General features: G+C 72.8%; 19 protein-coding genes and 1 tRNA gene. 10 read left to right on the top strand and 10 right to left on the bottom strand.

The features are described 5' to 3' along the window. Nucleotides 1–124: 124 nt before the first annotated feature. The gene (locus C1N81_RS35030) at nucleotides 125–1,108 is read left to right on the top strand and encodes an aldo/keto reductase (protein WP_394435335.1); all 984 of its coding nucleotides are present in this window, start codon (nucleotides 125–127) and stop codon (nucleotides 1,106–1,108) included. Then, nucleotides 1,105–3,459, top strand: a complete 2,355-nt coding sequence (locus C1N81_RS35025) for a helix-hairpin-helix domain-containing protein (RefSeq protein WP_394435334.1) — start codon at nucleotides 1,105–1,107, stop codon at nucleotides 3,457–3,459. The genes C1N81_RS35030 and C1N81_RS35025 overlap by 4 nt, the downstream gene beginning before the upstream one ends. Nucleotides 3,460–3,489: 30 nt before the next feature. On the opposite strand, the gene C1N81_RS35020 is transcribed toward C1N81_RS35025, so the two are convergent. Continuing rightward, a complete protein-coding gene (locus tag C1N81_RS35020) occupies nucleotides 3,490–4,254 on the bottom strand; it encodes a hypothetical protein (protein ID WP_394435333.1) in 765 nt (254 codons plus the stop codon). Nucleotides 4,255–4,301: 47 nt separating this feature from the next. Here C1N81_RS35020 and C1N81_RS35015 point away from each other — a divergent pair, with 47 nt between their 5' ends. Further along, complete coding sequence (locus C1N81_RS35015; RefSeq protein ID WP_111666225.1) at nucleotides 4,302–4,490, top strand: DUF5703 family protein; 189 nt, start codon at nucleotides 4,302–4,304, stop codon at nucleotides 4,488–4,490. Nucleotides 4,491–4,596: 106 nt separating this feature from the next. On the opposite strand, the gene C1N81_RS35010 is transcribed toward C1N81_RS35015, so the two are convergent. The 3 genes from C1N81_RS35010 to C1N81_RS35000 all read right to left on the bottom strand — a co-directional run bounded on the left by C1N81_RS35010 (nucleotide 4,597) and on the right by C1N81_RS35000 (nucleotide 7,292). Continuing rightward, nucleotides 4,597–5,415: a chaplin gene (locus tag C1N81_RS35010; RefSeq protein WP_394435332.1), complete on the bottom strand. Its 819-nt coding sequence runs from the start codon at nucleotides 5,413–5,415 to the stop codon at nucleotides 4,597–4,599. Between the two features lie 165 nt (nucleotides 5,416–5,580). Further along, on the bottom strand, nucleotides 5,581–5,814 hold the full coding sequence (chpH, locus tag C1N81_RS35005; protein ID WP_394435331.1) for a chaplin ChpH: 234 nt from the start codon (nucleotides 5,812–5,814) through the stop codon (nucleotides 5,581–5,583). Between the two features lie 152 nt (nucleotides 5,815–5,966). Continuing rightward, nucleotides 5,967–7,292: a M20/M25/M40 family metallo-hydrolase gene (locus C1N81_RS35000; RefSeq protein ID WP_394435330.1), complete on the bottom strand. Its 1,326-nt coding sequence runs from the start codon at nucleotides 7,290–7,292 to the stop codon at nucleotides 5,967–5,969. Nucleotides 7,293–7,488: 196 nt separating this feature from the next. Here C1N81_RS35000 and C1N81_RS34995 point away from each other — a divergent pair. Then, nucleotides 7,489–7,573 (top strand) — tRNA-Leu (locus C1N81_RS34995). A 78-nt stretch (nucleotides 7,574–7,651) separates the two neighbouring features. On the opposite strand, the gene C1N81_RS34990 is transcribed toward C1N81_RS34995, so the two are convergent. Then, complete coding sequence (locus C1N81_RS34990; RefSeq protein ID WP_394438439.1) at nucleotides 7,652–9,268, bottom strand: fibronectin type III domain-containing protein; 1,617 nt, start codon at nucleotides 9,266–9,268, stop codon at nucleotides 7,652–7,654. 393 nt (nucleotides 9,269–9,661) lie between these two features. On the opposite strand from C1N81_RS34990, the gene C1N81_RS34985 reads away from it, so the two are divergent. The 6 genes from C1N81_RS34985 (at nucleotide 9,662) to C1N81_RS34960 (ending at nucleotide 17,121) form a co-directional block, all read left to right on the top strand. After that, a complete protein-coding gene (locus C1N81_RS34985; RefSeq protein ID WP_394435329.1) occupies nucleotides 9,662–10,690 on the top strand; it encodes a dipeptidase in 1,029 nt (342 codons plus the stop codon). A gap of 37 nt (nucleotides 10,691–10,727) precedes the next feature. Beyond that, nucleotides 10,728–12,128, top strand: a complete 1,401-nt coding sequence (locus C1N81_RS34980) for a serine hydrolase domain-containing protein (protein WP_394435328.1) — start codon at nucleotides 10,728–10,730, stop codon at nucleotides 12,126–12,128. Nucleotide 12,129: 1 nt separating this feature from the next. Further along, nucleotides 12,130–13,317, top strand: coding sequence for a M20 family metallopeptidase (locus C1N81_RS34975; RefSeq protein ID WP_394435327.1), 1,188 nt, complete (start codon nucleotides 12,130–12,132; stop codon nucleotides 13,315–13,317). Between the two features lie 32 nt (nucleotides 13,318–13,349). After that, a complete protein-coding gene (locus C1N81_RS34970) occupies nucleotides 13,350–14,225 on the top strand; it encodes a GNAT family N-acetyltransferase (protein WP_394435326.1) in 876 nt (291 codons plus the stop codon). Further along, nucleotides 14,222–15,328, top strand: a complete 1,107-nt coding sequence (menC, locus tag C1N81_RS34965) for an o-succinylbenzoate synthase (protein ID WP_394435325.1) — start codon at nucleotides 14,222–14,224, stop codon at nucleotides 15,326–15,328. The genes C1N81_RS34970 and menC overlap by 4 nt, the downstream gene beginning before the upstream one ends. A gap of 131 nt (nucleotides 15,329–15,459) precedes the next feature. Continuing rightward, a complete protein-coding gene (locus C1N81_RS34960; protein WP_394435324.1) occupies nucleotides 15,460–17,121 on the top strand; it encodes a PucR family transcriptional regulator in 1,662 nt (553 codons plus the stop codon). Between the two features lie 301 nt (nucleotides 17,122–17,422). Here the strand turns inward: C1N81_RS34960 and gnd are convergent, their stop codons facing one another. The 5 genes from gnd to tal are packed head-to-tail and all read right to left on the bottom strand — an operon-like array spanning nucleotide 17,423 to nucleotide 23,686. After that, nucleotides 17,423–18,307, bottom strand: coding sequence for a phosphogluconate dehydrogenase (NAD(+)-dependent, decarboxylating) (gnd, locus tag C1N81_RS34955; protein WP_394435323.1), 885 nt, complete (start codon nucleotides 18,305–18,307; stop codon nucleotides 17,423–17,425). A gap of 16 nt (nucleotides 18,308–18,323) precedes the next feature. Continuing rightward, on the bottom strand, nucleotides 18,324–19,976 hold the full coding sequence (gene pgi, locus C1N81_RS34950) for a glucose-6-phosphate isomerase (RefSeq protein WP_394435322.1): 1,653 nt from the start codon (nucleotides 19,974–19,976) through the stop codon (nucleotides 18,324–18,326). Beyond that, the gene (opcA, locus tag C1N81_RS34945; protein ID WP_394435321.1) at nucleotides 19,969–21,012 is read right to left on the bottom strand and encodes a glucose-6-phosphate dehydrogenase assembly protein OpcA; all 1,044 of its coding nucleotides are present in this window, start codon (nucleotides 21,010–21,012) and stop codon (nucleotides 19,969–19,971) included. The genes pgi and opcA overlap by 8 nt, the downstream gene beginning before the upstream one ends. Beyond that, nucleotides 21,009–22,541: a glucose-6-phosphate dehydrogenase gene (gene zwf / locus C1N81_RS34940; RefSeq protein ID WP_394435320.1), complete on the bottom strand. Its 1,533-nt coding sequence runs from the start codon at nucleotides 22,539–22,541 to the stop codon at nucleotides 21,009–21,011. The genes opcA and zwf overlap by 4 nt, the downstream gene beginning before the upstream one ends. After that, the gene (gene tal / locus C1N81_RS34935; RefSeq protein WP_394435319.1) at nucleotides 22,538–23,686 is read right to left on the bottom strand and encodes a transaldolase; all 1,149 of its coding nucleotides are present in this window, start codon (nucleotides 23,684–23,686) and stop codon (nucleotides 22,538–22,540) included. The genes zwf and tal overlap by 4 nt, the downstream gene beginning before the upstream one ends. Between the last annotated feature and the right edge of the window lie 9 nt (nucleotides 23,687–23,695).

The raw sequence follows: 23,695 nt of genomic DNA, 5'->3' as shown, positions 1-23,695 counted from the left end.
CGTGCGGATCCGCTGGCTTACCCATCGGTAACGTGCCTTGTCCGGCACCCTAGCGCGACGGGCCGCGCGAGAGTTGTCCACAGGGGCGCCACTTCGCGACCTTGGGCCAGTAATCTCAGCGCCCATGGAGCAGAGGCATCTCGGCCGCACCGGTCTGCGCGTGTCCCGCATCGGGCTCGGCACCCTCACCTGGGGCCGGGACACCGACGAGCACGACGCCGCCGACCTGTTGAAGACCTTCTGGGAGGCGGGCGGCACGCTCGTCGACACGGCCGACGTGTACGGCGACGGAGAGTCCGAGTACCTGCTCGGGCGGCTCGTCGAGGGGCTCGTGCCGCGCCGGGATCTGGTGATCTCCACCAAGGCGGGCTGCGTGCCCGACCCGGACCGGCGCTTCGACGGCTCGCGCGGCCATCTGCTCGCCGCCCTGGACGCCTCGCTCGCCCGCCTCGGCACGGACTACGTCGACCTGTGGCAGGTCCACGCCTTCGACACCGGGACCCCGCTGGACGAGACGCTGCAGGCCCTCGACATCGCTGTCAGCAGCGGCCGGGCGCGGTACGCGGGCGTCTCGAACTTCTGCGGCTGGCAGCTGGCCAAGGCGGGCACGTGGCAGCTCGCGGCGCCGGGCTCGCGCACCCGCCTCGCCAGTACGCAGATGGAGTACTCCCTGCTCCAGCGCGGTGTGGAGCGCGAGGTGCTGCCCGCGGCCCTCGACCTCGGCATCGGCCTGCTGCCGTCCTCGCCGCTCGGCCGCGGCGTGCTCACCGGCAAGTACCGCTCGGGCACCCCAACGGACTCGCGGGGCGGCTCCGACCACATGGCGCCGTTCGTCGCGCCGTACCTGGACGAGGCGGCGGGGCACGTCGTGGACGCGGTCGCCATAGCCGCCGACGGGCTCGCGGTGACGCCCTTGCAGGTGGCCCTGGCCTGGGTGCGGGACCGGCCCGGGGTGGCGGCCCCGATCATCGGCGCGCGCAACGCGCAGCAGCTCGCGGAGGCATTGTCAGTGGAGGCGCTTAGTCTTCCTGACGAGATCTGCCAGGCGCTCGACGACGTGTCGGCGCCCGTGCACCGCTATCCCGATCAGGACTGGAGCACGTTGTGAGTACGGAGTCCGCCGCCGCGGAGAACGAGTCAGGGGCGAGCCCCGACGCCGAGGCTGAGGGCGCTGTGGGGGTCGACGAACCGGAGAACCCCGAGGGCGCCGCTGACGGCGTCGAGACCGGTGACGGCGTCGAGACCGCTGAGACGGACGAGACCGGCGAGGCGGCGGAGAGCGAAGAGACGGCCAGGAACGGCAATGCGGCGGGGAGCGAAGAGACGGCCGGCAGCGGCAATGTGGCCGAGGGCGGCGAGACGGCTGACAGCGGCGAGACGGACGAGACCGCCGAACCGGCCGACAGCGGCGACGGCTCGACGGGCGGGGAGCAGCTGTCCGAGGCCGAGGCGGAGCTGGCCGCTCAGCGGGCCCTGCGGGAGCGGATCGCGGAGCGCAAGGCCGCCAAGGAGGGCCCCGTCGACGCCGGAGCCAAGCTGAGCGGCACGGCCGCCGATCTGCTGGCCGCCGTCCGCGCCGTGGAGAGCGGCGACAAACCCGCCGCCGTGTTCGCCGAGCCGGAGCGCGGACCGCGCCGGGTCGTCACCGCCGAACCGGTGCGCAGGCCCGCGCCTGTCGCGCCCGCCGTGCAGACGGGCCCCGACGCGGGGACGGTGGACGCGGTGCGGGCCGTACTCGCCGAGGGCGGGGCGCCCGAGACGCTCGCCGTGGCCGCCGCCCGCACCCTGGGCGAGGACGCCGGTGAACGGCTGCGCGCCGACCCCTGGCAGCTCCTTCGCCTGAGCGGCGTGCGCCCCGAGCAGGCGGACGGGTTCGCGCGGGCGCTGCTCGGCGCGGAGTGCGCGCCGGACGACGAGCGGCGCGGCCGGGCCGTCACCGTCTGGCTGCTCGAACAGGCCACCGTCGCCGGGCATACCGCGCTCGATCTGCCCGTGCTCGTCGAGGCGCTCGGCAAGCGCGGCGTCCCCCAGCCGGACGCCGCCGTGGAGAGCGCCGTCGCGGAGGGCGAGGCGCTGCTCTTCCAGGACGCCCTGGACGACGCGCCCGAGCCCGCCCCCGCGCAGGACGCCGAGGCCGATGAGGACGTGGAGGCGGCCGAGCGTCCCGTCCGGGTCCTGGTCGGCCTGGAGCGGACCGCGCTGGCCGAGGAGAGCCTCGCCGACGGCCTGGCCCGGCTGATCAACTCGGCGCCCAAGGACGGCCGCGCGGCCGGTCCGGAGTGGGAGGAGGCCGCCGTCGCCGCGGGCGGCACGACGGCCGAGCTGATCCGGGCCGTGCACACGCACTCCCTCGTCCTGCACACCGGCGGCGAGGCGGCCCGCGTGGAGCCGGTCGACACGGCTGCCGCCGCCGCCCGGCTCGGCCTCCGGGTGTGCGTCGCCGCGCACGGCACGGACGGACGGCGCCGGGCCGCGCGCCGCCTCGGCGACGGCGCGCCCGAGTCCGCCACGGCGACGGTCGCGGGGCTGCTCGCCCAGACCGAGGGGCCCGGCCGGGACGGCGACGGGGCGATCGCCGTGGACCTGCTCGTCGTGCTCGACGCCCCGCAGCTGGACGTGGACGCCGCCGCGGTGCTCGCCGAGTCGCTCCCCGACGGGGCGTGCCTCCTGCTCAGCGGAGACCCGGGGGTGCTCTGGTCGGCGGGCCCCGGGCGGGTCTTCGCGGACCTCGTCGCGGCCGGGATCTGCCCGCGCGTCTCCTCCCGCACCCCCGACCCCGGGCCGATCGGCGAGCTGGTCTCCGGCATCGGCATCGGCGAGCTGAACCAGGTCGAGGCGCCGGGCAAGGAGGTCGTCATTGTGCCCGTGCGGGACGCGGCCGAGGCGATCCACCGCACCGTGCAGCTCGTCGCCGACTCGGTGCCGCGCGCGATCGGCGTGCCCGCCGAGGAGACCCGGGTGATCACCCCCGGGCACGGCGGCGCGGCGGGGACGCGTGCGCTGAACGCGGCACTCAAGGAGCGGCTGAACCCAGGCCCCGGCCGCTTCGGCGGCTTCGACCCCGGGGACCGCGTGGCCTACGTACCGGCGCCGGGCCAGGTCAGGACCGGCCTGGTGCGCGGGGCCGACGCGGAGGGGCTGCGCCTGGAGTGCGACGGCGAGCCCGTCCTCGTACCGAAGGAGCAGGTGGAGCGGGGCGCCGTCCGGCACGGCTGGGCGCTCACCGCCCATCAGGCCGTGGGCCTGCGCAGCGCCGCGGCCGTCGTGGTTCTCCCCGGGGACGCGACGCAGGCGCTGAGCCGCCCCTGGGTCTACACGGCGTTCGGCCGCGGTGAGCGCCACCTCTCTGTCGTGCACGGCGTGGACGCGGCGCTGCCGCGCGCGGTGGCCGAGATCCCGGCCAAGCCGCGCACGACGCGTCTGCAACGCCTGGTCACGGCCCAGCTGCCGCAGGCGTGACGGTGCAGGGCGGCCCCGGAGGGCGGCGGGTCAGCGGTCCGCCTCCTCCAGGGGCCCGTCCTCGGCGTCCGCGAGGTCCTCGGCGTCCGCGAGGTCCTCGACGTCCTCCACGTCGATGAGCGCGTCCGGGTCCTCCAGCGGGGCCGCGACCGTCACCGCGTCGGCCGCGTCGTCATCGTCGTCGTCGAAGACCGCGCTGACGTCGAAGCGGCACACGACGCGTTGCGGGTCGGCCTGGTCGAAGGGGGCCTCCAGCCATTCGCCGGGCTCCGCCGGTTCGTCCGCGGCGAGGACCCAGAGGGTGGAGTCGGCCTCCTCCAGGCCGAACTCCTTGTGGCGCGAGGCGATCTCGTCGGGTTCGAACTCGCCGAAGAGGACGCCGAGCGCGGCATGGACGCTGCTGCCCGCGCCGGTCGCCGACTCGGTGTCGATGTCCGGGTCGCCGTCGAGGTCGGCCACCCGGCCTGCCTGGGCGAGCAGACGCTGCGGCTCCACCACGGCGTAGTCGCGTCGGATGAGCACGCTCAGCGCGTTCGGTTCCTCGGGTCCCGTGTACGGCGGCAGCGAGTCCTCCGCGCCGGGGATCTCGAACGGGGTGACCTCGTCGTAGCGGTCGTAGAGGAGCTCGTCGTACTCCTCGGCCGCGGTGGCGAGCTCGTTGAACGCCTCGTAGACGGCCGGGTCGTCCTCACCCGACCTGCGCTCGACGGCCGCCAGGTGGCGGTCGAGCGCGGTCTTGACCGCCTCGGCGGCGGCGCGTACCTCGGCAGCGGTGGGCTGCGCAGCATCAGACATGGTGCAGACGCTATCCGTACCGGGCCCCTGCCCGCACAATAGATGCGATGCCGGAATACGAATTTGTCGACGTGTACGTACCGCGCGGGGTGTCCCGCAAGGATGCGACGCGTCTGCTGACAGACCATGCTGAGTACGGACACTGGGAGTTGGACCGATTGAGCCTGCGCCGCGACGGCAGTCGCCGCGTACGCCTTCGTCGGCGGATCATCCGTCAGGTACGGGCCACATGGTGACCTGAAAAAGAGTGCGAACAGGGACGGAGCGGGCCCCGCGTGGGGGCTCGCTCCGTCCCTGCTGCCTGCTGCCTACTACCTGCTGCTGCCTGCCGGGCTCAGTGCGTCACGCGTTGGCCCGTGCGCGCCGGTACAGGACCGCGCCGGCGAGGAGCGCGCCCGCGCCCACCGGGATGGCCGCGCCGAGCGGCAGCGAGCTGCCGGTCATGGCGAGCTGGGACTCGGACTCGGGGCCCTCGACGATGCTCTGCGCCTCCGGACGGTTCGGGGTCTTCGGCGTCTTGTCGCCGACGAAGTGGCCGCCGCGGGTCTCCGGGGTGCCCGGCGTGCCGGGGTTCCCGGGGTGCTCGGGGGTGCCCGGCTCCTCCGGCTCCGCCGGGGGCTGCTCGGGCTCGCCGGGCTGCTCGGGGGTGTGCTCGGCGGGGTTGCCGCAGTCGTTGCCGAAGACCGGGTTGCCGATGCCGATCACGTTGACCGAATTGCCGCAGGCGTTGGCGGGCACGTCGACCGGGGCCTGCACATGGTTGCCGGAGCCGACGCCCGGTGAGTTGCTCGTGGAGCCCTGGGCCTGCGAGTCGCTGCCGTACCCGCCGTCGTCGTGCGAGCCGCTGCCCCCGCGCTCGCCGCCCTTGCCGCCGTGGCCCTTGCCGTCATGGCCCTTGCCGCCGCCGTCGCCCTGGTGGGAGGGGTTGCCGCAGTTGTTGCCCATGGCCGGGTTGAGCAGTCCGACCACGTTGACCGTGTTGCCGCACAGGTTGACCGGCGCGTGCACGGGGGCCTGGACCTCGTTGCCCGAGGCGACGCCCGGAGAGTTCGACGCACCTCCTTGCGCGCCCGCGTCGGCGTGCGCGTATCCACCGGTGACCGCAAGCACGCCGCTCGCGGCCGCCACGGTGATCAGGCCTTTGCGTGTGACCTGTCGCATAGCTGTTTCCTGCCTTCAAACTCTGCCCAAGCACTACCGAAGGAGCGGGCACTACCGAAGGCGCGGGGCCGGTTGCGCCGCGCCGAAAGCCCGACGGCCCCGGAGCGCACGAGCGCGCTCCGGGGCCGAAGGACTCAGACCCTCAAGGGATGAGGCACAACGACGTCAGTCGTTGACGCAGGTGTTGCCGAAGGCGGGGTTCAGCAGCCCGATCACGTTGACGGTGTTGCCGCAGACGTTCACCGGCACGTGGATGGGCACCTGGACGACATTGCCCGACAGCACACCGGGAGAGTTCACGGCGGCACCCTGGGCACCGGCGTCGGCAGTGGCGATGCCCGCACCCGCGAGCACGAGGCCACCAGTGGCAGCCACGGCGGCGACGACCTTCTTGATCATTGTTCCTCCTCATTGGCAATGCAGTCCCAGCCGCGGACTGCACTCCCTGTAACGAGGGGGAACCGACGGGGCTACGAGCAGATCATCCCTTTCACTCTTTCCGGGCAACTCCGTACAGCCGCACGAATGTTGACGTACACACCAGGTTGACGTCAGGAGGCGTCGATGAACCGGTCGAGCACCCGGACGCCGAACTTCAGCCCGTCGACCGGGACACGCTCGTCGACGCCGTGGAACATGCCCGCGAAGTCCAGCTCAGGCGGCAGCTGCAGCGGCGCGAAGCCGAAGTTGCGGATGCCCAGCTCGACGAAGGACTTGGCGTCGGTGCCGCCGGAGAGCATGTACGGGATGGTCTTGCCGATCGGGTCCTCGGCGGCGATGGAGGTCTGCATGGCGGCGACGAGCGCCCCGTCGAAGGTGGTCTCCACGGCCTTGTCCGCGTGCACGTCCTCGCGCCGGACGTGCGGGCCGAGGAGCCGGTCGAGGTCGGCGAGGAACTCGTCCTCGTGGCCCGGCAGGAAGCGGCCGTCGACGTGGGCGGTGGCCTCGCCGGGGATGACGTTGACCTTGTAGCCGGCGCCGAGCTGCGTCGGGTTCGCCGTGTTGCTGAGCGTCGCCCCGATGAGCTTGGCGATGCCGCCGAGCCGGGCCAGCGTCGACTCCATGTCCTCGGGGTCGAGCTCGGTGCCGAGCGCGTCGCCCAGTTCGTCGAGGAAGGCGCGGGTGGTCTTGGTGACGCGGACCGGGAACGTGTGACGGCCGAGCCGGGCGACGGCCTCGGACAGCTCGGTGATCGCGTTGTCCCGGTGGATCATCGACCCGTGCCCGGCGGTGCCGGCCACGGTCAGCTTCATCCAGTGCATGCCCTTCTCGGCCGTCTGGACGAGGTAGAGCCGGCGCTGCTCGTTCACCGTGAACGAGAAACCGCCGACCTCGCTGATCGCCTCGGTGACGCCCTCGAACAGGTCCGGGTGGTGGTCGACGAGGTGGTGGGCGCCGTAGGTGCCGCCGGCCTCCTCGTCGGCGAGGAAGGCGAGGACGATGTCGCGCGGGGGCTTGCGCCCGGTGCGCAGCCGGTCGCGGACGACCGCGAGGGTCATCGCGTCCATGTCCTTCATGTCGACGGCGCCGCGGCCCCACACGCACCCGTCGGCGACCTCGCCGGAGAAGGGGTGGTGCGTCCAGTCCACCGCGTTGGCCGGGACGACGTCGGTGTGGCCGTGGATGAGGAGGGCGGGCCGCGACGGGTCCTCGCCCTCGATACGGGCGACCGTGGAGGCGCGCCCCGGGTGGGACTCGAAGATCTTCGGCTCGAGGCCGACCTCGGCGAGCTTCTCCGCGACGTACTCGGCGGCCTTGCGCTCGCCCGGACCCGAGTGGTCGCCGTAGTTGCTGGTGTCGATCTGGATCAGTTCACGGCAGAGGTCGACGACCTCGTCCTGTCCGGAGACGGCCCTGCCCGTGCTCGACTCGCTCACGCTTGTTCCTCTCTCCCAGTGGATCCCCCTCATCCTCTCTCCACGGAGGCCCGCGCCCAAGGCCGGGCCATGCTCGTCACGCGCCGTTCACAGGACGTCCGGCCGGGTGGGCGGCGTGATCGGGGCACTCGGAATCCCTGGTAATGTTCTCTGTGTCGCCGCGGGAAACACCCCGCAAAGAGGCGGCAGACACCTTGTCCGGGTGGCGGAATGGCAGACGCGCTAGCTTGAGGTGCTAGTGCCCTTTATCGGGCGTGGGGGTTCAAGTCCCCCCTCGGACACAGCGAAAGACCCCAGAGGATTCTGGGGTCTTTCTTGTTGTCACTGCTCCTTGCGCCCGGTCAGCTCATGGCGCCGGGTCAGCCGGTGAAGCCGGCGGTGATCTTCGTGAACTGCCAGGTGTCCTGCGCGATGCCGGAGCAGTTCTCGCTGACGCCGCCGCCCGCGCAGGGGCGGTCGCGGTTGACCGACCAGAAGGCGAGGCGGGCGATGTGCTTGCTGTTCGCCCAGTCCTTGATCTGCGTCCAGATGGCGGGGGTGGTGACCTCCTGCTGGTCGCTGAGACCGTTCATGCCGGAGATGCCGAGGTGGGCGTAGGCCGTGGCGTCGTCCCAGCCGAAGACCGACTTCAGCTTGTTCTTGAGGCCGTCGGCGGCGTTCACGGTGTTGCCGTACATGTCGGCGCCGCCGCCGAAGTCGAACGGCATGATCGTGAAGACGTCGATGTTGGCGTTGAGCGCCTTGGACTGCTCGATGAGGCGGTTGCCCCAGGACGTCGGCCCGGTGGTGGAGGTGCCGAAGGTGAGGATGGTGCGCAGGCCCGGGTTGTTGGCCTTGACGAGCTTCAGGGCGTTCAGGATGCGGTCCTGGACGGCCGCGTTCTCGAACTCGTCGGTGTTCTCGATGTCGACGTCGATCGCCTTCAGCCCGTAGGCGTCGATGACCTTCTGGTAGGCGCCCGCGAGCGCCTCGGGGGTCGAGCAGTTGGGGCCGAGCTTGTTGCCGCTCCAGCCGCCGATGGACGGGACGATGTCGCCGCCCACCGCGCGGATCGCGTTGATGGCGGTCTGGTCCTGGCCGCCGGTGAGCGGGCGCTGGCCGTCCCAGGCGGGGTTGCAGCCGCCGGAGGAGAGGATGAACGCCATGGTGAACCACTTGACGCCGGTCGCGTTCATGACGGTGGTCGGGCTCGGCGGGGAGCCCCAGCCGGTGTAGAGGTAGGGCGCGGCCTGCTTGAAGCCGGGGCCGGGGCCGGTGCCCGCGTCCGTGGTCACGTTGACGGTGTTGGAGGCGGGTGAGCTGTTGCCCGCCGCGTCGTGGGCCTTGACCGTGAGGCTGTACGCGGTGGACGGGCTCAGGCCCGAGACGGTGGCCGAGGTCCCGGAGACGGTGGTGAGCTTGTTGCCGCCGCCGCTGTAGATGTCGTAGCCGGTGACGCCGACGTTGTCGCTCGCCGCGCCCCAGGAGAGGGAGACGCTGCTGGAGGTCTTGCCGGTGACGGTGAGGCCGGACGGGGCGGTCGGGGCCTGGGTGTCGGTGGAGCCGCCGGGGCCGTCGAGGCCGAGGTCGTCGGCGTAGTAGGTGCCCTGGCCGTACCAGCCGTGGGTGTAGAGGGTGGCGCTGGTCTGCGAGGCGCCGGTGGTGAACTTGACCGTCAGCTGGCTGTACGCGGACGGGGACTGGGTCCAGGTGGAGGCGCCGCCGTCGACGCCGAGGTAGACGTAGTTGCCGCGCACCCAGCCGGAGAAGGTGTACGCGGTGTTCGGCTGGACGGCGACGGTGCGGGCGCACTTGGCGTTGTCGCTCGCGCTCGCCGCGCCCGCGAGGGCCTTGCTCCCGCCGTGTACGGGGCTGGAGACCACGGAGCCGAGGTTGCCGGTGCAGCTCCAGGCGCCGAGCGAGCCGGACTCGAAGCCCGGGTCGGTCAGGACGTTGGCCGCCTGCGCGGTGCCGGGCAGCGCGACGGCGCCGGCCAGGGCGAGGGCGGCGGAGCCGACGAGGGCGAGGAGGCGGGGTCTGCGGGGGCCTGCGGTGCGTCTGGCGCGGCCGGTGCGTCTGGTGCGGCCGTGCGTTCGGTGTGGGGACACGCGAACTCCCTGTGTTCAAGGGGGACTTGGGGTACTTCGGGACGTGCGCGAACCGGGTGGAACGGGTGACCCCCATAAGTTGGTATGGACCAATGCTGTTGTCAAGGTGGTCCGCACGGTCGAAAGGACCGGGGTTCGTCGGGCGGCACCAGTGCGGCCCCGCTTCTTGTCGGCGCCGACGAATACACGGCCGCCCGCCCGGCATGACACTGCGGGGGTCCGCCTGCCACCGCGCACCGCCCTCCCCCGGACCTCCCCCGCACCGCAGAACGGAGCACCCGCATGGGCAGCCCCCTCGCACTGCACCACCGCAGCGTCGTCGCCGACACCCACAACGACCTGCTGTGCGCGGTGGTGGCACGGCCCGTCGAGCGGTGGGCCACCTTCTTCCGCGAACAGTGGCTGCCGCAACTGCGTGCGGGCGGCGTGGACATCCAGGTCCTCCCGGTCTTCGTCGACGACGCCTACCGGCCCGAGGGGGCGCTGCGCCGGACGCTGCGCATGATCGAGGCGGCGCACCGGATCGCGGAGGGGAACGCCGACGCGGTACGGCTCTGCGCGGACGGCGCGGAGATCGACGCGGCGCTCGCCGAAGGCCGCATCGCGCTCGTCCTCGCCCTGGAGAGCGCGCCCGGCATCGGCGAGGACGTCGAACTCATCGAGACCCTGCACCGCCTCGGCGTACGGATCGCTTCCCTCGCCCACTTCGGACGCACCGCGCTGGCCGACGGCAGCGGCGAGGACGCGGCCGGCAGCCGCCTCACCCGGGCCGGGGTCGCCGCGTTCACCGAGATGGAACGCCTGGCCATGCTCTACGACATCAGCCATCTCGGCGCGGCCGGTGTGGAGCACGTCCTCGAACTGGCGACGCGCCCCCTGATCGCCACGCACTCGTCGGCGCGGGCGCTGCGCGACCACCACCGCAACCTCACGGACGCCCAGGTCAAGGGCGTCGCCGACGGCGGAGGCGTGATCTGCGTGAACTTCTTCGCCCCGTTCCTGCACGAGAGCGACTTCACCGTGGACCGGCTCGTGGACCACATCGAGCACCTCGCGTCGGTGGCGGGCGTCCACCACGTCGGCCTGGGCCCGGACTTCGTGAAAGAGGTCCTCGCCGACACCACCCCGCCCTGCTGCGAACACGCCCCGATCGAAGGCGTCCCGACCGACCGCTTCCTGCCCGGCCTCGAGGGCCCTGCAGGCCTCCCCCTGCTCACCGAGGCCCTGGTGCGCCGCGGCTGGCCCGACGACGATGTGGCCCGGGTGCTCGGCGGCAACGTCCACACATTGCTCACCAGCAGCCTGTCCTGAACGCCGCATCGCGCACTACGAGGAAGAGGTACCGCACGTGACCCGAGACTCGCTTCTCCTGGACGCCGCCCACTGGCAGCGCCGCCTCGCTGAGCTTGCCGGGCGGTGTCGCGTGCCCGGGGCGGTGGTCGGTGTGCTTCGGGTGGGGGCGGGGGGCGCGGGGGATGATGTCGTGCTGGCGGCGCATGGTGTGCTGAGCAAGGGCACCGGGGTCGGCGTCACCGAGGACTCCGTCTTCCAGATCGGGTCGATCACCAAAGTGTGGACGGCGACCCTCGCGATGCAGCTCGTCGACGAAGGGGTGCTCGATCTTGCGACGCCTGTGGTGGAGGTGCTGCCCGAGCTGCGGCTCTCCGATGCCGAGGTGACCAAGCAAGTGACCGTGCGGCATCTGCTGACGCACACGAGCGGCATCGACGGGGACGTGTTCACGGACACCGGGCGCGGTGACGACTGTCTGGAGCGGTATGCCGCGCGGCTCGGGGAGGCGGGGCAGAACCATCCGGTGGGGGCGACCTTCTCGTACTGCAACTCCGGGTTCAGTCTGCTGGGGCGGGTCGTCGAGAAGGTCACCGGGCAGACCTGGGACCAGGCGCTGCGGGAGCGGCTGATCGTGCCGCTGGGGCTGGCCCGTACCGTGACGCTGCCCGAGGAGGCCCTGTTGCACCGGGCCGCCGTCGGGCACGTCGCCGAGGGGGACGCGGAGCCGGCGCCCGCGCCCGTGTGGGGGCTGCCGAGGTCGGCCGGGCCCGCCGGGCTCGTCACGGCCGCCGCCGGGGACGTGCTCGCGTTCGCCCGGGCGCACCTGACCGGCGGGCTGGCGGCCGACGGCACGCGTGTGCTGAGCGAGGCGTCCGCCGCCGCGATGGCCGCGCACCAGACGGACCTGCCCGACCGGTACACGCTCGGCGACTCGTGGGGGCTCGGCTGGATCCGGTTCGGGTGGGGCGGGCACCGGCTGCTCGGGCACGACGGCAACACCATCGGGCAGTCCGCGTTCCTGCGGCTGCTGCCCGAACAGGGGCTCGCCGTCGTGCTGCTCACCAACGGGGGGCACGCCGCCGATCTGTACGAGGACCTCTTCCGGGAGATCTTCGCGGAGGTCGCCGGGGTCGCGCTGCCCGCCCCGCTCGCCCCCGCCGCCGCACCACCCGAGATCGACGGGTCGCGCCACGTGGGGCTGTACGAGCGCTCCGGGGCACGCATCGAGGTGGCCGAGGCGGAGCGCGGGCTGCGGCTGACGCACACCGTCACCGGGCCGCTCGCCTCGCTCACGCCGTCGCCGGTCCGGGAGTTCGACCTCGTACCGGTGGAGGACGGTCTGTACGTGTGCCGGACGCCGGGGAGCAAGGCGTGGACGCCCGTGACGTTCTACGCACTGTCGACCGGTGAGGCGTACGTGCACTTCGAGGCCCGCGCCAACCCGAAGGCGGGCTGACATGGAGCTGTCCGGAAAACACTTCGAGGAGCTGCTCCCCCGGCTCGTCGCCGACATCGGGCAACTGGTCCGCTGCGAGTCGCCGTCCGCCGATCTCGCCGCCGTGGCCCGCAGCGCCGACGTCGTCGGGCGGGTCGGGAGCGCGCTCCTCGGTGCCGCCCCGGAGCGGATCGTGCGCGACGGGCGGACGCATCTGCGGTGGCGGTTCGGCGCCGGGCCGCGTCGGGTGCTGCTCGTCGGGCACCACGACACGGTGTGGCCGCTGGGGTCGCTGGCGGCGCGGCCGTTCTCCGTGGAGGGCGGGGTGCTGCGCGGGCCGGGCTGCTTCGACATGAAGGCGGGGCTGGTCATGGCGTTGCACGCCGTCGCCGCGCTCGGCTGCCCCGACGGGGTGTCCCTGCTGGTCACCGGGGACGAGGAGCTGGGGTCGCCGTCGTCGCGGGCGCTCATCGAGGAGGAGGCGCGCGGGTGTGCCGCCGCGCTGGTCCTGGAGGCGTCGGCGGACGGCGGGGCGCTGAAGACGGAGCGCAAGGGGGTGTCCTGGTACGAGGTGGTCGTCCACGGGCGGGCCGCGCACGCGGGGCTCGAACCGCATCTCGGGGTCAACGCGACGATCGAGGCCGCGCATCAGGTCCTCGCCGTGTCCGCGCTCGGCGACGACGCGGCCGGGACGACGGTGACGCCGACCGTCCTGACGTCGGGGACGACCGGCAACACCGTCGCCGCGCAGGGGCGGTTCTCGGTCGACGTGCGGGTGCGGGGCGCCGCCGAGCAGGACCGGGTCGACGCGGCGATGCACGGGCTGCGGCCGGTCCTCGACGGGGCCCGGATCGAGGTGCTCGGCGGCCCGAACCGGCCGCCGCTCGCCGCCGGCGCCTCGCGGGACCTGTTCGCGCGGGCCGCCGCGCTCGCCGAGGGGCTCGGCATCGGGCCGCTGCGGCAGGTGGCGGTCGGCGGGGCGTCGGACGGGAACTTCACGGCCGGGGTCGGCACGCCCACGCTCGACGGCCTCGGCGCGGTGGGCGGCGGCGCGCACGCCGACCACGAGCACGTCGAGGTGGCCGAACTGCCCCGGCGGACCGCGCTCGTCGCGGCGCTCGTCCACCACCTGCTCGCCGAGGAGCGGGGCGGGGCCGCACCGTCGGGCACGGCCGGCCGGGCCGCCCACTCCCGTCCGGGCACACCATGACCGGCGCATCGACGGCGAGGAGGACGACCTCTGTGACGGCTGTCGCCGACGCCGAACGCGCAGCCCGCGCCGCCGGGGTCCACGTACGGCAGCTGGACGCGCTGCCCGAACTGGTCGCGGTGCAGCGGCTCTACGAGTCGATCTGGCGGCCCGACGGCAAGGCGCCGCCCGTGACGACGGAGCTGTTGCGGGCGCTCGCCAAGGCGGGCAGTTACGTCGGCGGCGCGTTCGACGGGGACGACCTCGTGGGCGCCTGCGTCGGCTTCTTCTCGCCGCCCGCGCACGGGGCGCTGCACAGTCACATCGCGGGGGTGGCGGCGCGGATGCGCGGGCGCCATGTCGGCTATGCGCTGAAGCTGCACCAGCGGGCGTGGGCGCTGCGGCACGGGGTGTCGTCCGTGTCCTGGACGTTCGACCCGCTCGTGCGCCGCAACGCCTGGTTCAACCTGGGCAAGCTCGCCGCGACGCCGCTCGAGTACCTGGCCGACTTCTACGGCCCGATGAACGACGGGATCAACGGTGCCGACGCCACCGACCGGCTGCTCGTGGGCTGGCCACTCGACGCACCCGAGGTCGCGGCGGCGTGTTCGGGCGAGGCCGCGCCCGCCGCCCCGCGCGCGGCCGACATGCCCGGTGCCGCCGTCGCCCTCGGGCTCTCGTCGCGGGGCCGGCCCGTGCCGGGCTCGGCGGACGGGCCCACCGTCCTGGTCGCGGTGCCGGAGGACGTCGAGGCGCTGCGGGCCCGGGACCCCGGGTGCGCGACCGCGTGGCGGCACGCCCTGCGGGAGACGCTCGGCGGGCTGCTCGCCGGGGGCGCCCGTGTCACCGGGTTCGACCGGTCGGGCTGGTACGTCGTCGAGACCGCCCCGCGCGCCGGGGCCACGCACGAGGAGGAGAGCGTCAAGTGAAGATCGCCGGAGTGGAGTTGCGCCGGGTCCGGATGCCGCTCGTGGCGCCGTTCCGTACGTCGTTCGGGACGCAGACCGTGCGGGAGACGCTGCTGCTGCGCGTCGAGACCGCCGACGGCGAGGGCTGGGGCGAGTGCGTCGCGATGAGCGATCCGCTGTACTCGCCGGAGTACGTGGACGGTTGCGCGGATGTGCTGCGCCGCTTCCTCGTCCCCGCGTTGCTCGGCCGGGACCGGCTCGACGCGACGCTCGTGGCGCCCGCCCTCGCCCCGTTCAAGGGGCATCCCATGGCCAAGGCCGCGCTCGAGATGGCCGTCCTGGACGCGGAGTTGCGGCAGCGCGGCGTGCCGTTCGCGCGGGAGCTGGGGGCCGTGCGCGAGCGGGTGCCGTGCGGGGTGTCCGTCGGGATCATGGACTCGGTGCCGGCGCTGCTCGACGCGGTCGCCGGATATCTGGCCGCCGGGTACCTGCGGATCAAGCTGAAGATCGAGCCGGGCTGGGACGTGGAGCCCGTGCGGGCCGTGCGGGAGGAGTTCGGCGACGCCGTGCTGCTCCAGGTCGACGCCAACACCGCGTACACCCTCGCGGACGCGCGGCAGCTGGCCCGGCTCGACCCGTTCGACCTGCTCCTCATCGAGCAGCCGCTGCCCGAGGACGACATCCGCGGCCACGCCGCCCTCGCCCGGCAGCTCCGTACGTCGGTCTGCCTCGACGAGTCGATCACCTCGGCGCGTGCGGCGGCCGACGCGATCGCGCTCGGCGCGACCAGCGTCGTGAACGTCAAACCCGGCCGGGTCGGCGGCTATCTGGAGGCCCGCCGCATCCACGACGTGTGCGTGGCCCACGGGGTGCCCGTGTGGTGCGGCGGCATGCTGGAGACCGGCCTCGGCCGCGCCGCGAACGTGGCGCTCGCCGCGCTCCCCGGGTTCACCCTGCCCGGCGACACGTCGGCCTCCGACCGCTACTACCGCACCGACATCACCGAGCCGTTCACGCTGGCCGACGGGCATCTGCCGGTGCCGACCGGCCCCGGCCTCGGCGTCGAACCGCTCGCGGACGCGCTGGCGGAGGTGACGGTGGCAACGGAATGGATCACGGCGTGAGCGGATCGCGGGGTGAGTGAGTCCCGACGGGAATGATCGGCCCCGGGCCCTGTCGTGTGCGACGAACGCCGCCTAGGATCTCGGCGCATACGACGAACCCGCGCCCGGTTCGCGTCCATACGGTAGGAAGCGTGCTGATCCCGGTGAACGCCCACCCCCGAGCCAGTCTCCGGCGCCTCCTGGACGATCTCGGCTCCACCCTCCTCGACCTGGTCCTCGGCGACCCCGACCGGGCCGACGACATCGGCGGCGTCGTCATCCACGACCCCCTGGACGAACCGGTGCCGCCCCGCCAGGCCCTCGTTCTCGGGGTCGCCGTGCACACGCCCGAGCAGCTGGTCGAGCTGCTCGACGCGCTGGGCGGGCACGGTGCGGCGGGGCTCGTGGTCCGCTCCCCCGTCGCCGCCGACGCGCGGGTCGCGGAGGCGGTCGCGAGGTCCGGGGTCGCGCTGCTCGGCCTCACGCGCGGGGCGACCTGGGCGCAGCTCGCGGCGATGGTGCGCTCGCTGATCGCCGAGGGCGACATCGGGGCGTCCGGGCAGGAGACGCTGGGCGGGGTGCCGTCCGGTGACCTGTTCGCGCTGGCCAACGCGATCGCGGCGCTTCTCGACGCGCCGGTCACCATCGAGGACCGCAGCTCGCGGGTGCTGGCGTTCTCCGGGCGGCAGGACGAGGCCGATCCGCACCGGGTGGAGACGATCCTCGGCCGGCAGGTGCCGGAGCGGTTCACCCGCGTCCTGGAGGAGCGCGGCGTCTTCCAGGACCTGTACCGCGACGACCGGGCGGTCTACGTGGAGCCGCTGGCCGGGGCCGGGGTCGCCGACGGTGGCGCGGGGATGCCCCGCGTGGCGCTCGCGGTGCGGGCCGGGGACGAGATCCTCGGGTCGATCTGGGCGGCGGTGCGGGGCCCGCTCAGCGCGGAGCGCGCGCAGGCCCTCCAGGACGCGGCCAAGCTGGTGGCGCTGCATCTGCTGCGGCAGCGGGCCGGGGCGGACGTGGAGCGGCGCCTTCGGGCGGATCTCGTGGGCACGGCGCTGGAGGGCGGGCCCGGGGGCGCGGAGGCGGTGGCCCGTCTCGGCCTCGCCGACCAGCCGGGGGTCGTCCTGGCCCTCGCTCTCGCGCACGGTCCGGGCGAGGACGGCTCGGCGGCGCGGCACGCGCGGTACACCGGGGAGCGGCAGCGCATCGCGGACGCGTTCGCGGTGCACCTCGGCGCGGCGCATCCGCGTTCGGCGGCGGCGCTGGTCGGTGACGTCGTCTACGGCATCGTGCCGGCGGGCGCCGACCAGGGGGGCGCGGAGGAGCGGGCGGCGCGGGTGGCGGCGGAGTTCCTGGCCCGGGTCGGCGACCGGCAGCGTCTGCTCGCCGGGGTGGGCCCGGTGGCGCGGGACGTCGCCTCGCTCCCGCACTCGCGGGCGTGCGCGGACCGGGCGCTGCGGGTGCTGCGCGCGGGTTCGGCCCCCGGCCCGGTGGCCCGCCTGGGTGACGTGCTCGTCGACTCGCTGCTGCTGGAGCTCGCCGACCTGATCGCGGAGCGCGGTGATCCGCCGTCGGGTCCTGTCGCCCGGCTGGCCGCCTACGACAGGGCGCACCGGACCTGCCTGGTGGAGACCCTGGCCGCCTGGCTGGACGCCTTCGGCGACGTGGTGGCCGCGTCGGCCGCGGTCCATGTCCACCCGAACACGTTCCGGTACCGTCTGCGCCGCTTGGCGGAGGTCGGCGGGCTCGATCTCACGGACCCGGACGCGCGGTTCGCGGCGATGCTCCAGCTGAGGTTGTGGCCGCGGCGCTGAGAGCCTGTCTTCGAACCCCCGTCGTCCGCGCGGAGCGCGGGCGCAGCGGCGGTCGGTGCGTGCGATCGGCGTGCGGAGGTCCAGGTCATGTGGCGGAGCCACCTGTCCTGGACCTCCGTGCGGCATGGGGGTCCCCCCTGCTCGAGCGGAGCCGAGAGCTTGGGGGAGTGCGTGCCGGGCGTCGGGGCGCAGGCGGGGGTTCAAAGACAGGCTCTGAGCACGGGCCCGCGCGGGTGTCGTCGGGGCGCGGACGTGCGGCGGCCCCGGTCCGCACCGGACCGGGGCCGCCGCGCGTACGGACTCAGTTCTCCTTGACGGACTCCACCGCGTGGCCGCCGAACTGGTTGCGCAGCGCGGCGATCATCTTCATCTGCGGCGAGTCCTCCTGCCGCGAGGAGAAGCGGGCGAAGAGCGACGCGGTGATCGCGGGCAGCGGCACCGCGTGGTCGATGGCCGCCTCGACGGTCCAGCGGCCCTCACCGGAGTCGGCCGCGAAGCCGCGCAGCTTGCCGAGGTGCTCGTCGTCGTCCAGGGCGTTGACCGCCAGGTCGAGCAGCCAGGAACGGATGACCGTGCCCTCCTGCCAGGAGCGGAAGACCTCGCGCACGTCGGTCACCGAGTCGGCGGCCTCCAACAGCTCCCAGCCCTCGGCGTAGGCCTGCATCATGGCGTACTCGATGCCGTTGTGGACCATCTTGGAGAAGTGGCCCGCGCCGACCTTGCCCGCGTGCACCGAGCCGAAGTCACCCTCCGGCTTCAGCGCGTCGAAGACCGGCTGGACCTTGGCGATGTTCTCCTCGGTGCCGCCGTACATCAGCGCGTAGCCGTTCTTCAGGCCCCACACACCGCCGGAGACGCCGCAGTCGACGAAGCCGATGCCCTTCACGCCCAGCTCGGCCGCGTGCTTCTCGTCGTCCGTCCAGCGCGAGTTGCCGCCGTCCACGACGACGTCGCCCTCGGAGAGCAGCTCCTTCAGCTCGTCGACGGTGGACTGGGTCGCGGCGCCCGCCGGGACCATCACCCACACCACACGCGGGCCTTCGAGCTTCTCGACGAGCTCGGCGAGGGAGTCGACGTCGGAGACCTCGGGGTTGCGGTCGTAGCCGATGACGGTGTGGCCCGCGCGGCGGATGCGCTCGCGCATGTTGCCGCCCATCTTGCCGAGACCGATGAGACCAAGCTGCATGTCAGTTCACTTACTTTCAGTTGGTGCGGCCGCGCAGCGCGCGGTAGGTGGCGACGAGGGACTGGGTGGAGGCGTCGAGGCCGGGGACCTCCGCGCCTTCGGTGAGTGCGGGTTCGACGCGCTTGGCGAGGACCTTGCCGAGCTCGACGCCCCACTGGTCGAACGAGTCGATGTTCCAGATGGCGCCCTGGACGAAGACCTTCTGCTCGTACAGCGCGATGAGCTGGCCGAGGACCGAGGGGGTCAGCTCCGTGGCGAGGATCGTCGTCGTGGGGTGGTTGCCCTTGAACGTCTTGTGGGGCACCAGGTCCTCGGCGACGCCTTCGGCGCGTACCTCGTCCGGCGTCTTGCCGAAGGCGAGGGCCTGGCCCTGCGCGAAGAGGTTGGCCATCAGGAGGTCGTGCTGGCCCGCCAGGTCGCCCAGCTCCTCGACCGGCTTGGCGAAGCCGATGAGGTCCGCCGGGATGAGCTTGGTGCCCTGGTGGATGAGCTGGTAGTAGGCGTGCTGGCCGTTGGTGCCGGGGGTGCCCCAGACGACCGGGCCCGTCTGCCACTCGACCGGGCGGCCCTGGCGGTCCACGGACTTGCCGTTGGACTCCATGTCGAGCTGCTGGAGGTAGGCGGTGAACTTCGACAGGTAGTGGCTGTACGGCAGGACGGCGTGCGACTGGGCGCCGTGGAAGTTGCCGTACCAGACGCCGAGGAGGCCGAGGAGGAGCGGCGCGTTGGCCTCGGCGGGGGCCGTGCGGAAGTGCTCGTCGACGCGGTGGAAGCCGTCGAGCAGCTCGCGGAAGGCGTCCGGGCCGATGGCGATCATCAGCGAGAGGCCGATGGCCGAGTCGAAGGAGTAGCGGCCGCCGACCCAGTCCCAGAACTCGAACATGTTGGCCGTGTCGATGCCGAAGTCGGAGACCTTCTCGGCGTTGGTCGACAGGGCGACGAAGTGCTTGGCGACCGCCGACTCGTCACCGCCGAGGCCCGCGAGGAGCCAGGCGCGGGCCGCCTTCGCGTTGGTGATCGTCTCGATCGTGGTGAACGTCTTCGAGGCGATGATGAAGAGCGTCTCGGCCGGGTCGAGGTCGCGGACGGCCTCGTGCAGGTCGGCGCCGTCGACGTTGGAGACGAACCGGAAGGTGAGGTCGCGGGCCGTGTACGGGCGCAGCGCGTCGTAGGCCATGGCGGGGCCGAGGTCCGAGCCGCCGATGCCGACGTTGACGACGTTCTTGATGCGCTTGCCGGTGTGTCCGGTCCACTCGCCCGAGCGGACCTTGTCGGCGAAGACGGCCATCTTGTCGAGGACGGCGTGCACCTTCGGGACGACGTTCTCGCCGTCGACCTCGATCACGGCGTCGGCCGGGGCGCGCAGCGCCGTGTGGAGCACGGCGCGGTCCTCGGTCGTGTTGATCTTGTCGCCGCGCAGCATGGCGTCGCGCCGCCCGAACACGTCGGTGGCGGTGGCCAGCTCCTGGAGCAGGGCGAGCGTCTCGTCCGTGACCAGGTGCTTCGAGTAATCGATGTGCAGGTCGCCGACCTGGACGGTGTAGCGCTGGGCGCGCTCGGGGTCGTCCGCGAACAGCTCGCGCAGGTGCGTGCCGTTGAACTTCGCGCGGTGGTCCTCAAGAGCGGTCCACTGCGGGCGGCGCGTCAGGAGGGGGGTGGTGTCAGGCATGGTCTGCGGACTCCTTGGAAGCCTTCGCGTTCTTCTTGACGGCCGGGGCGCCCGTACCCACCGGGGCCGGAGTGGCCTTCGGGGCCGGAGGGTTCTTCTCGGCCTTCGGCGCCCGCGCGATCTCGGCGGCGTCCCCGCGCAGCGCGACGGCGTACATCTCGTCGGCGTCGAGGCGGCGCAGCTCCTCGGCGATCAGCTCGGCGGTCGAGCGGACCTTGAGGGCGAGCGTGCGCTCGGGCTGGCCCGGGAGGGTGAGCGTGGCGAGGGGGCCCTCGGGGCGGTCGATGCGGATGTCGCCGTTCGCGGTGCCGAGGCGGACCGCGGTGACGACGGGGCCGCCCGTGGTGACGCGCTCGACCTTGACGCCGAGGCGGGAGCCGAGCCAGCGCGCGAGCAGTTCGGCGCTGGGGTTCTCGGCCTCGGACTCGACGGCCGCGGAGACGATGTCGGCGCGGGCCTGGTCGAGGGCGGCGGCCAGCATGGAGCGCCACGGGGTGAGGCGGGTCCAGGCCAGGTCGGTGTCGCCGGGCGCGTAGGAGGCGGCGCGCCGGTCGAGGGCCTTCAGCGGGTCCTCGTCGGCGTACAGGTCGGTGATGCGGCGGGCGGCGAGCGCGCCCAGCGGGTCCTTGGCGGGGTCGTCCGGCGCGTCGACCGGCCACCACACGACGACCGGGGCGTCCGGGAGGAGCAGCGGCAGGACGACGGAGTCGGCGTGCTGGCCGACCTCGCCGTGCAGGCGCAGGATCACGGTCTCGCCGGTGCCCGCGTCGGAGCCGACCCTGACCTCCGCGTCGAGGCGGTTGCCCTGCCGGTCACGCGGGGTGCGGGCGGTGCGCTTGATGACGACGAGGGTGCGGGACGGGTGCTCGCGGGACGCCTCCTCGGCGGCCTTGATCGAGTCGTACGCGTTCTCCTCGTCGGTGACGATCACCATCGTCAGGACCATGCCCACGGCCGGGGTCCCGATCTCGCGGCGCCCTTGGACGAGCGCCTTGTTGATCTTGCTTGCCGTGGTGTCGGTCAGGTCGATCTTCATGGCCTGCGCCAGCTCCGTCCGTCTCGTGCGAGCATCTCGTCCGCTTCCTTCGGGCCCCAGCTTCCCGAGGCGTACCGGGCGGGCGTGCCGTGGCTGTCCCAGTGCCCCTCGACCGGGTCGAGGATGCGCCAGGACTCCTCCACCTCCTCCGTGCGGGGGAAGAGGTTGGCATCGCCCAGCAGGACGTCCAGGATCAGCCTTTCGTACGCTTCCGGGCTGGACTCCGTGAACGACTCGCCGTAGGCGAAGTCCATGGACACGTCCCGGATCTCCATCGAGGTACCCGGGACCTTCGATCCGAAGCGTACGGTCATGCCCTCGTCGGGCTGGACGCGGATGACGATCGCGTTCTGGCCGAGTTCCTCCGTCGCGGTGGAGTCGAACGGGGAGTGCGGGGCGCGCTGGAAGACGACCGCGATCTCGGTGACGCGGCGGCCGAGCCGCTTGCCGGTGCGCAGGTAGAAGGGGACGCCCGCCCAGCGGCGGTTGTCGATCTCCAGCTTCACGGCGGCGTAGGTGTCGGTCTTCGACGCGGGGTCGATGCCGTCTTCCTGCAGGTAGCCCTTGACGCGTTCGCCGCCTTGCCAGCCGGCCGCGTACTGGGCGCGGACCGTGGACCGCTCCAGGTCGGCGGGGAGCCGGACGGAGCGCAGGACCTTCAGCTTCTCCGTGACGAGCGACTCGGCGTCGAAGGAGGCGGGCTCCTCCATCGCGGTGAGCGCCATCAGCTGGAGGAGGTGGTTCTGGATGACGTCACGGGCGGCGCCGATGCCGTCGTAGTAGCCCGCGCGGCCGCCGATGCCGATGTCCTCGGCCATGGTGATCTGCACGTGGTCCACGTAGGACCGGTTCCAGACGGGCTCGTACATCTGGTTGGCGAAGCGCAGCGCCAGGATGTTCTGGACGGTCTCCTTGCCGAGGTAGTGGTCGATCCGGAACACCTGGTCCGGGTCGAACACCTCGTGCACGATCGCGTTCAGCTCCTTGGCCGATTCCATGTCGCGGCCGAAGGGCTTCTCGATGACGGCGCGCCGCCAGGAGCCCTCGGGCGCGTCGGCGAGCCCGTGCTTCTTGAGCTGCTGGACGACCTTGGGGAAGAACTTCGGCGGCACCGACAGGTAGAAGGCGTAGTTGCCGCTGGTGCCGCGCTTCTCGTCCAGGTCGTCGACGGCTTCGCGCAGCTGCTTGAACGCGGTGTCGTCGTCGAAGTCGCCGGGGATGAAGCGCATGCCCTCGGCGAGCTGGGCCCAGACCTCCTCGCGGAAGGGGGTGCGGGCGTGCTCGCGTACGGAGTCGTGGACGACCTGCGCGAAGTCCTGGTCCTCCCACTCGCGGCGGGCGAACCCGAGGAGCGAGAAGCCCGGCGGGAGCAGGCCCCGGTTGGCGAGGTCGTAGACGGCGGGCATCAGCTTCTTGCGGGACAGGTCGCCCGTGACGCCGAAGATGACGAGCCCGGAGGGGCCCGCGATGCGCGGCAGACGCCGGTCACGCGGGTCCCTCAGGGGGTTCTGCCAAGCGGTGACGCTCACTTGGAGGCACCTTCCTTGCCCGATTCCTTGCCCTCCAGGCGGCCCTGGACGGTGGCGAGCAGGTCGTTCCAGGCGATCTCGAACTTGGAGACGCCCTCGGCCTCCAGCTGGCCCACGACCTCGTCGTAGGAGATGCCGAGCTTCTCGACGGCGGCCAGCTCGGCGCGGGAGGCGTCGTAGGTGGCGGTGACCGAGTCGCCGTGGATGTCGCCGTGGTCGGCGGTGGCGAGGAGGGTGGCCTCCGGCATGGTGTTGACCGTGCCCGGGGCGACCAGCTCGTCGACGTACAGGGTGTCCTTGTAGGCCGGGTCCTTGACGCCGGTCGAGGCCCACAGCGGGCGCTGCTTGTTGGCTCCGGCGGCGGCCAGCTTCGCGGCGCGCTCACCGGCGAAAACCTGCTCGTAGGCCTCGTAGGCCAGACGGGCGTTGGCGAGGGCGGCCTTGCCCTTGAGCGCCTTGGCCTCGTCGGTGCCGACCTTGTCGAGGCGCTTGTCGATCTCGGCGTCGACGCGCGAGACGAAGAACGACGCGACGGAGTGGATGCCCGCCAGGTCGATGCCGCGCTCGTGCGCCTTCTCCAGGCCCGCGAGGTAGGCGTCCATGACGGCCTTGTAGCGGTCCAGGGAGAAGATCAGGGTGACGTTGACGGAGATGCCCAGGCCGATGACCTCGGTGATCGCCGGGAGGCCCGCCTCGGTCGCCGGGATCTTGATCATGACGTTGGGGCGCTCGACGAGCCAGGCCAGCTGCTTGGCCTCGGCGATCGTCGCCTCGGTCTCGTGGGCGAGGCGCGGGTCGACCTCGATGGAGACGCGGCCGTCACGGCCCTGCGTCGCGTCGTACACGGGGCGCAGGATGTCGGCGGCGGCGCGGACGTCGGCCGTGGTCATCATGCGCACGGCCTCCTCGACGGTGACCTTGCGCACCGCGAGCTCCGCGAGCTGCTCCTCGTAGCCCTCGCCGGAGCCGATGGCGGCCTGGAAGATCGACGGGTTGGTGGTGACGCCGACGACGTGGCTCTTCTCGATGGTCTCGGCCAGGTTGCCGGACTCGATGCGCTTGCGCGACAGGTCGTCCAGCCAGATGGAAACGCCTGCGTCGGAGAGGGAGGCGAGGGCCGACGCGGAGGGGGCGGCGTTGCTCATGTTCTGCTT

The sequence above is a fragment of the Streptomyces sp. SGAir0957 genome, from assembly GCF_043523415.1.
Note: the sequence above shows the minus strand (reverse complement) of the source record. Positions and strands in the feature narration are given on the sequence as shown.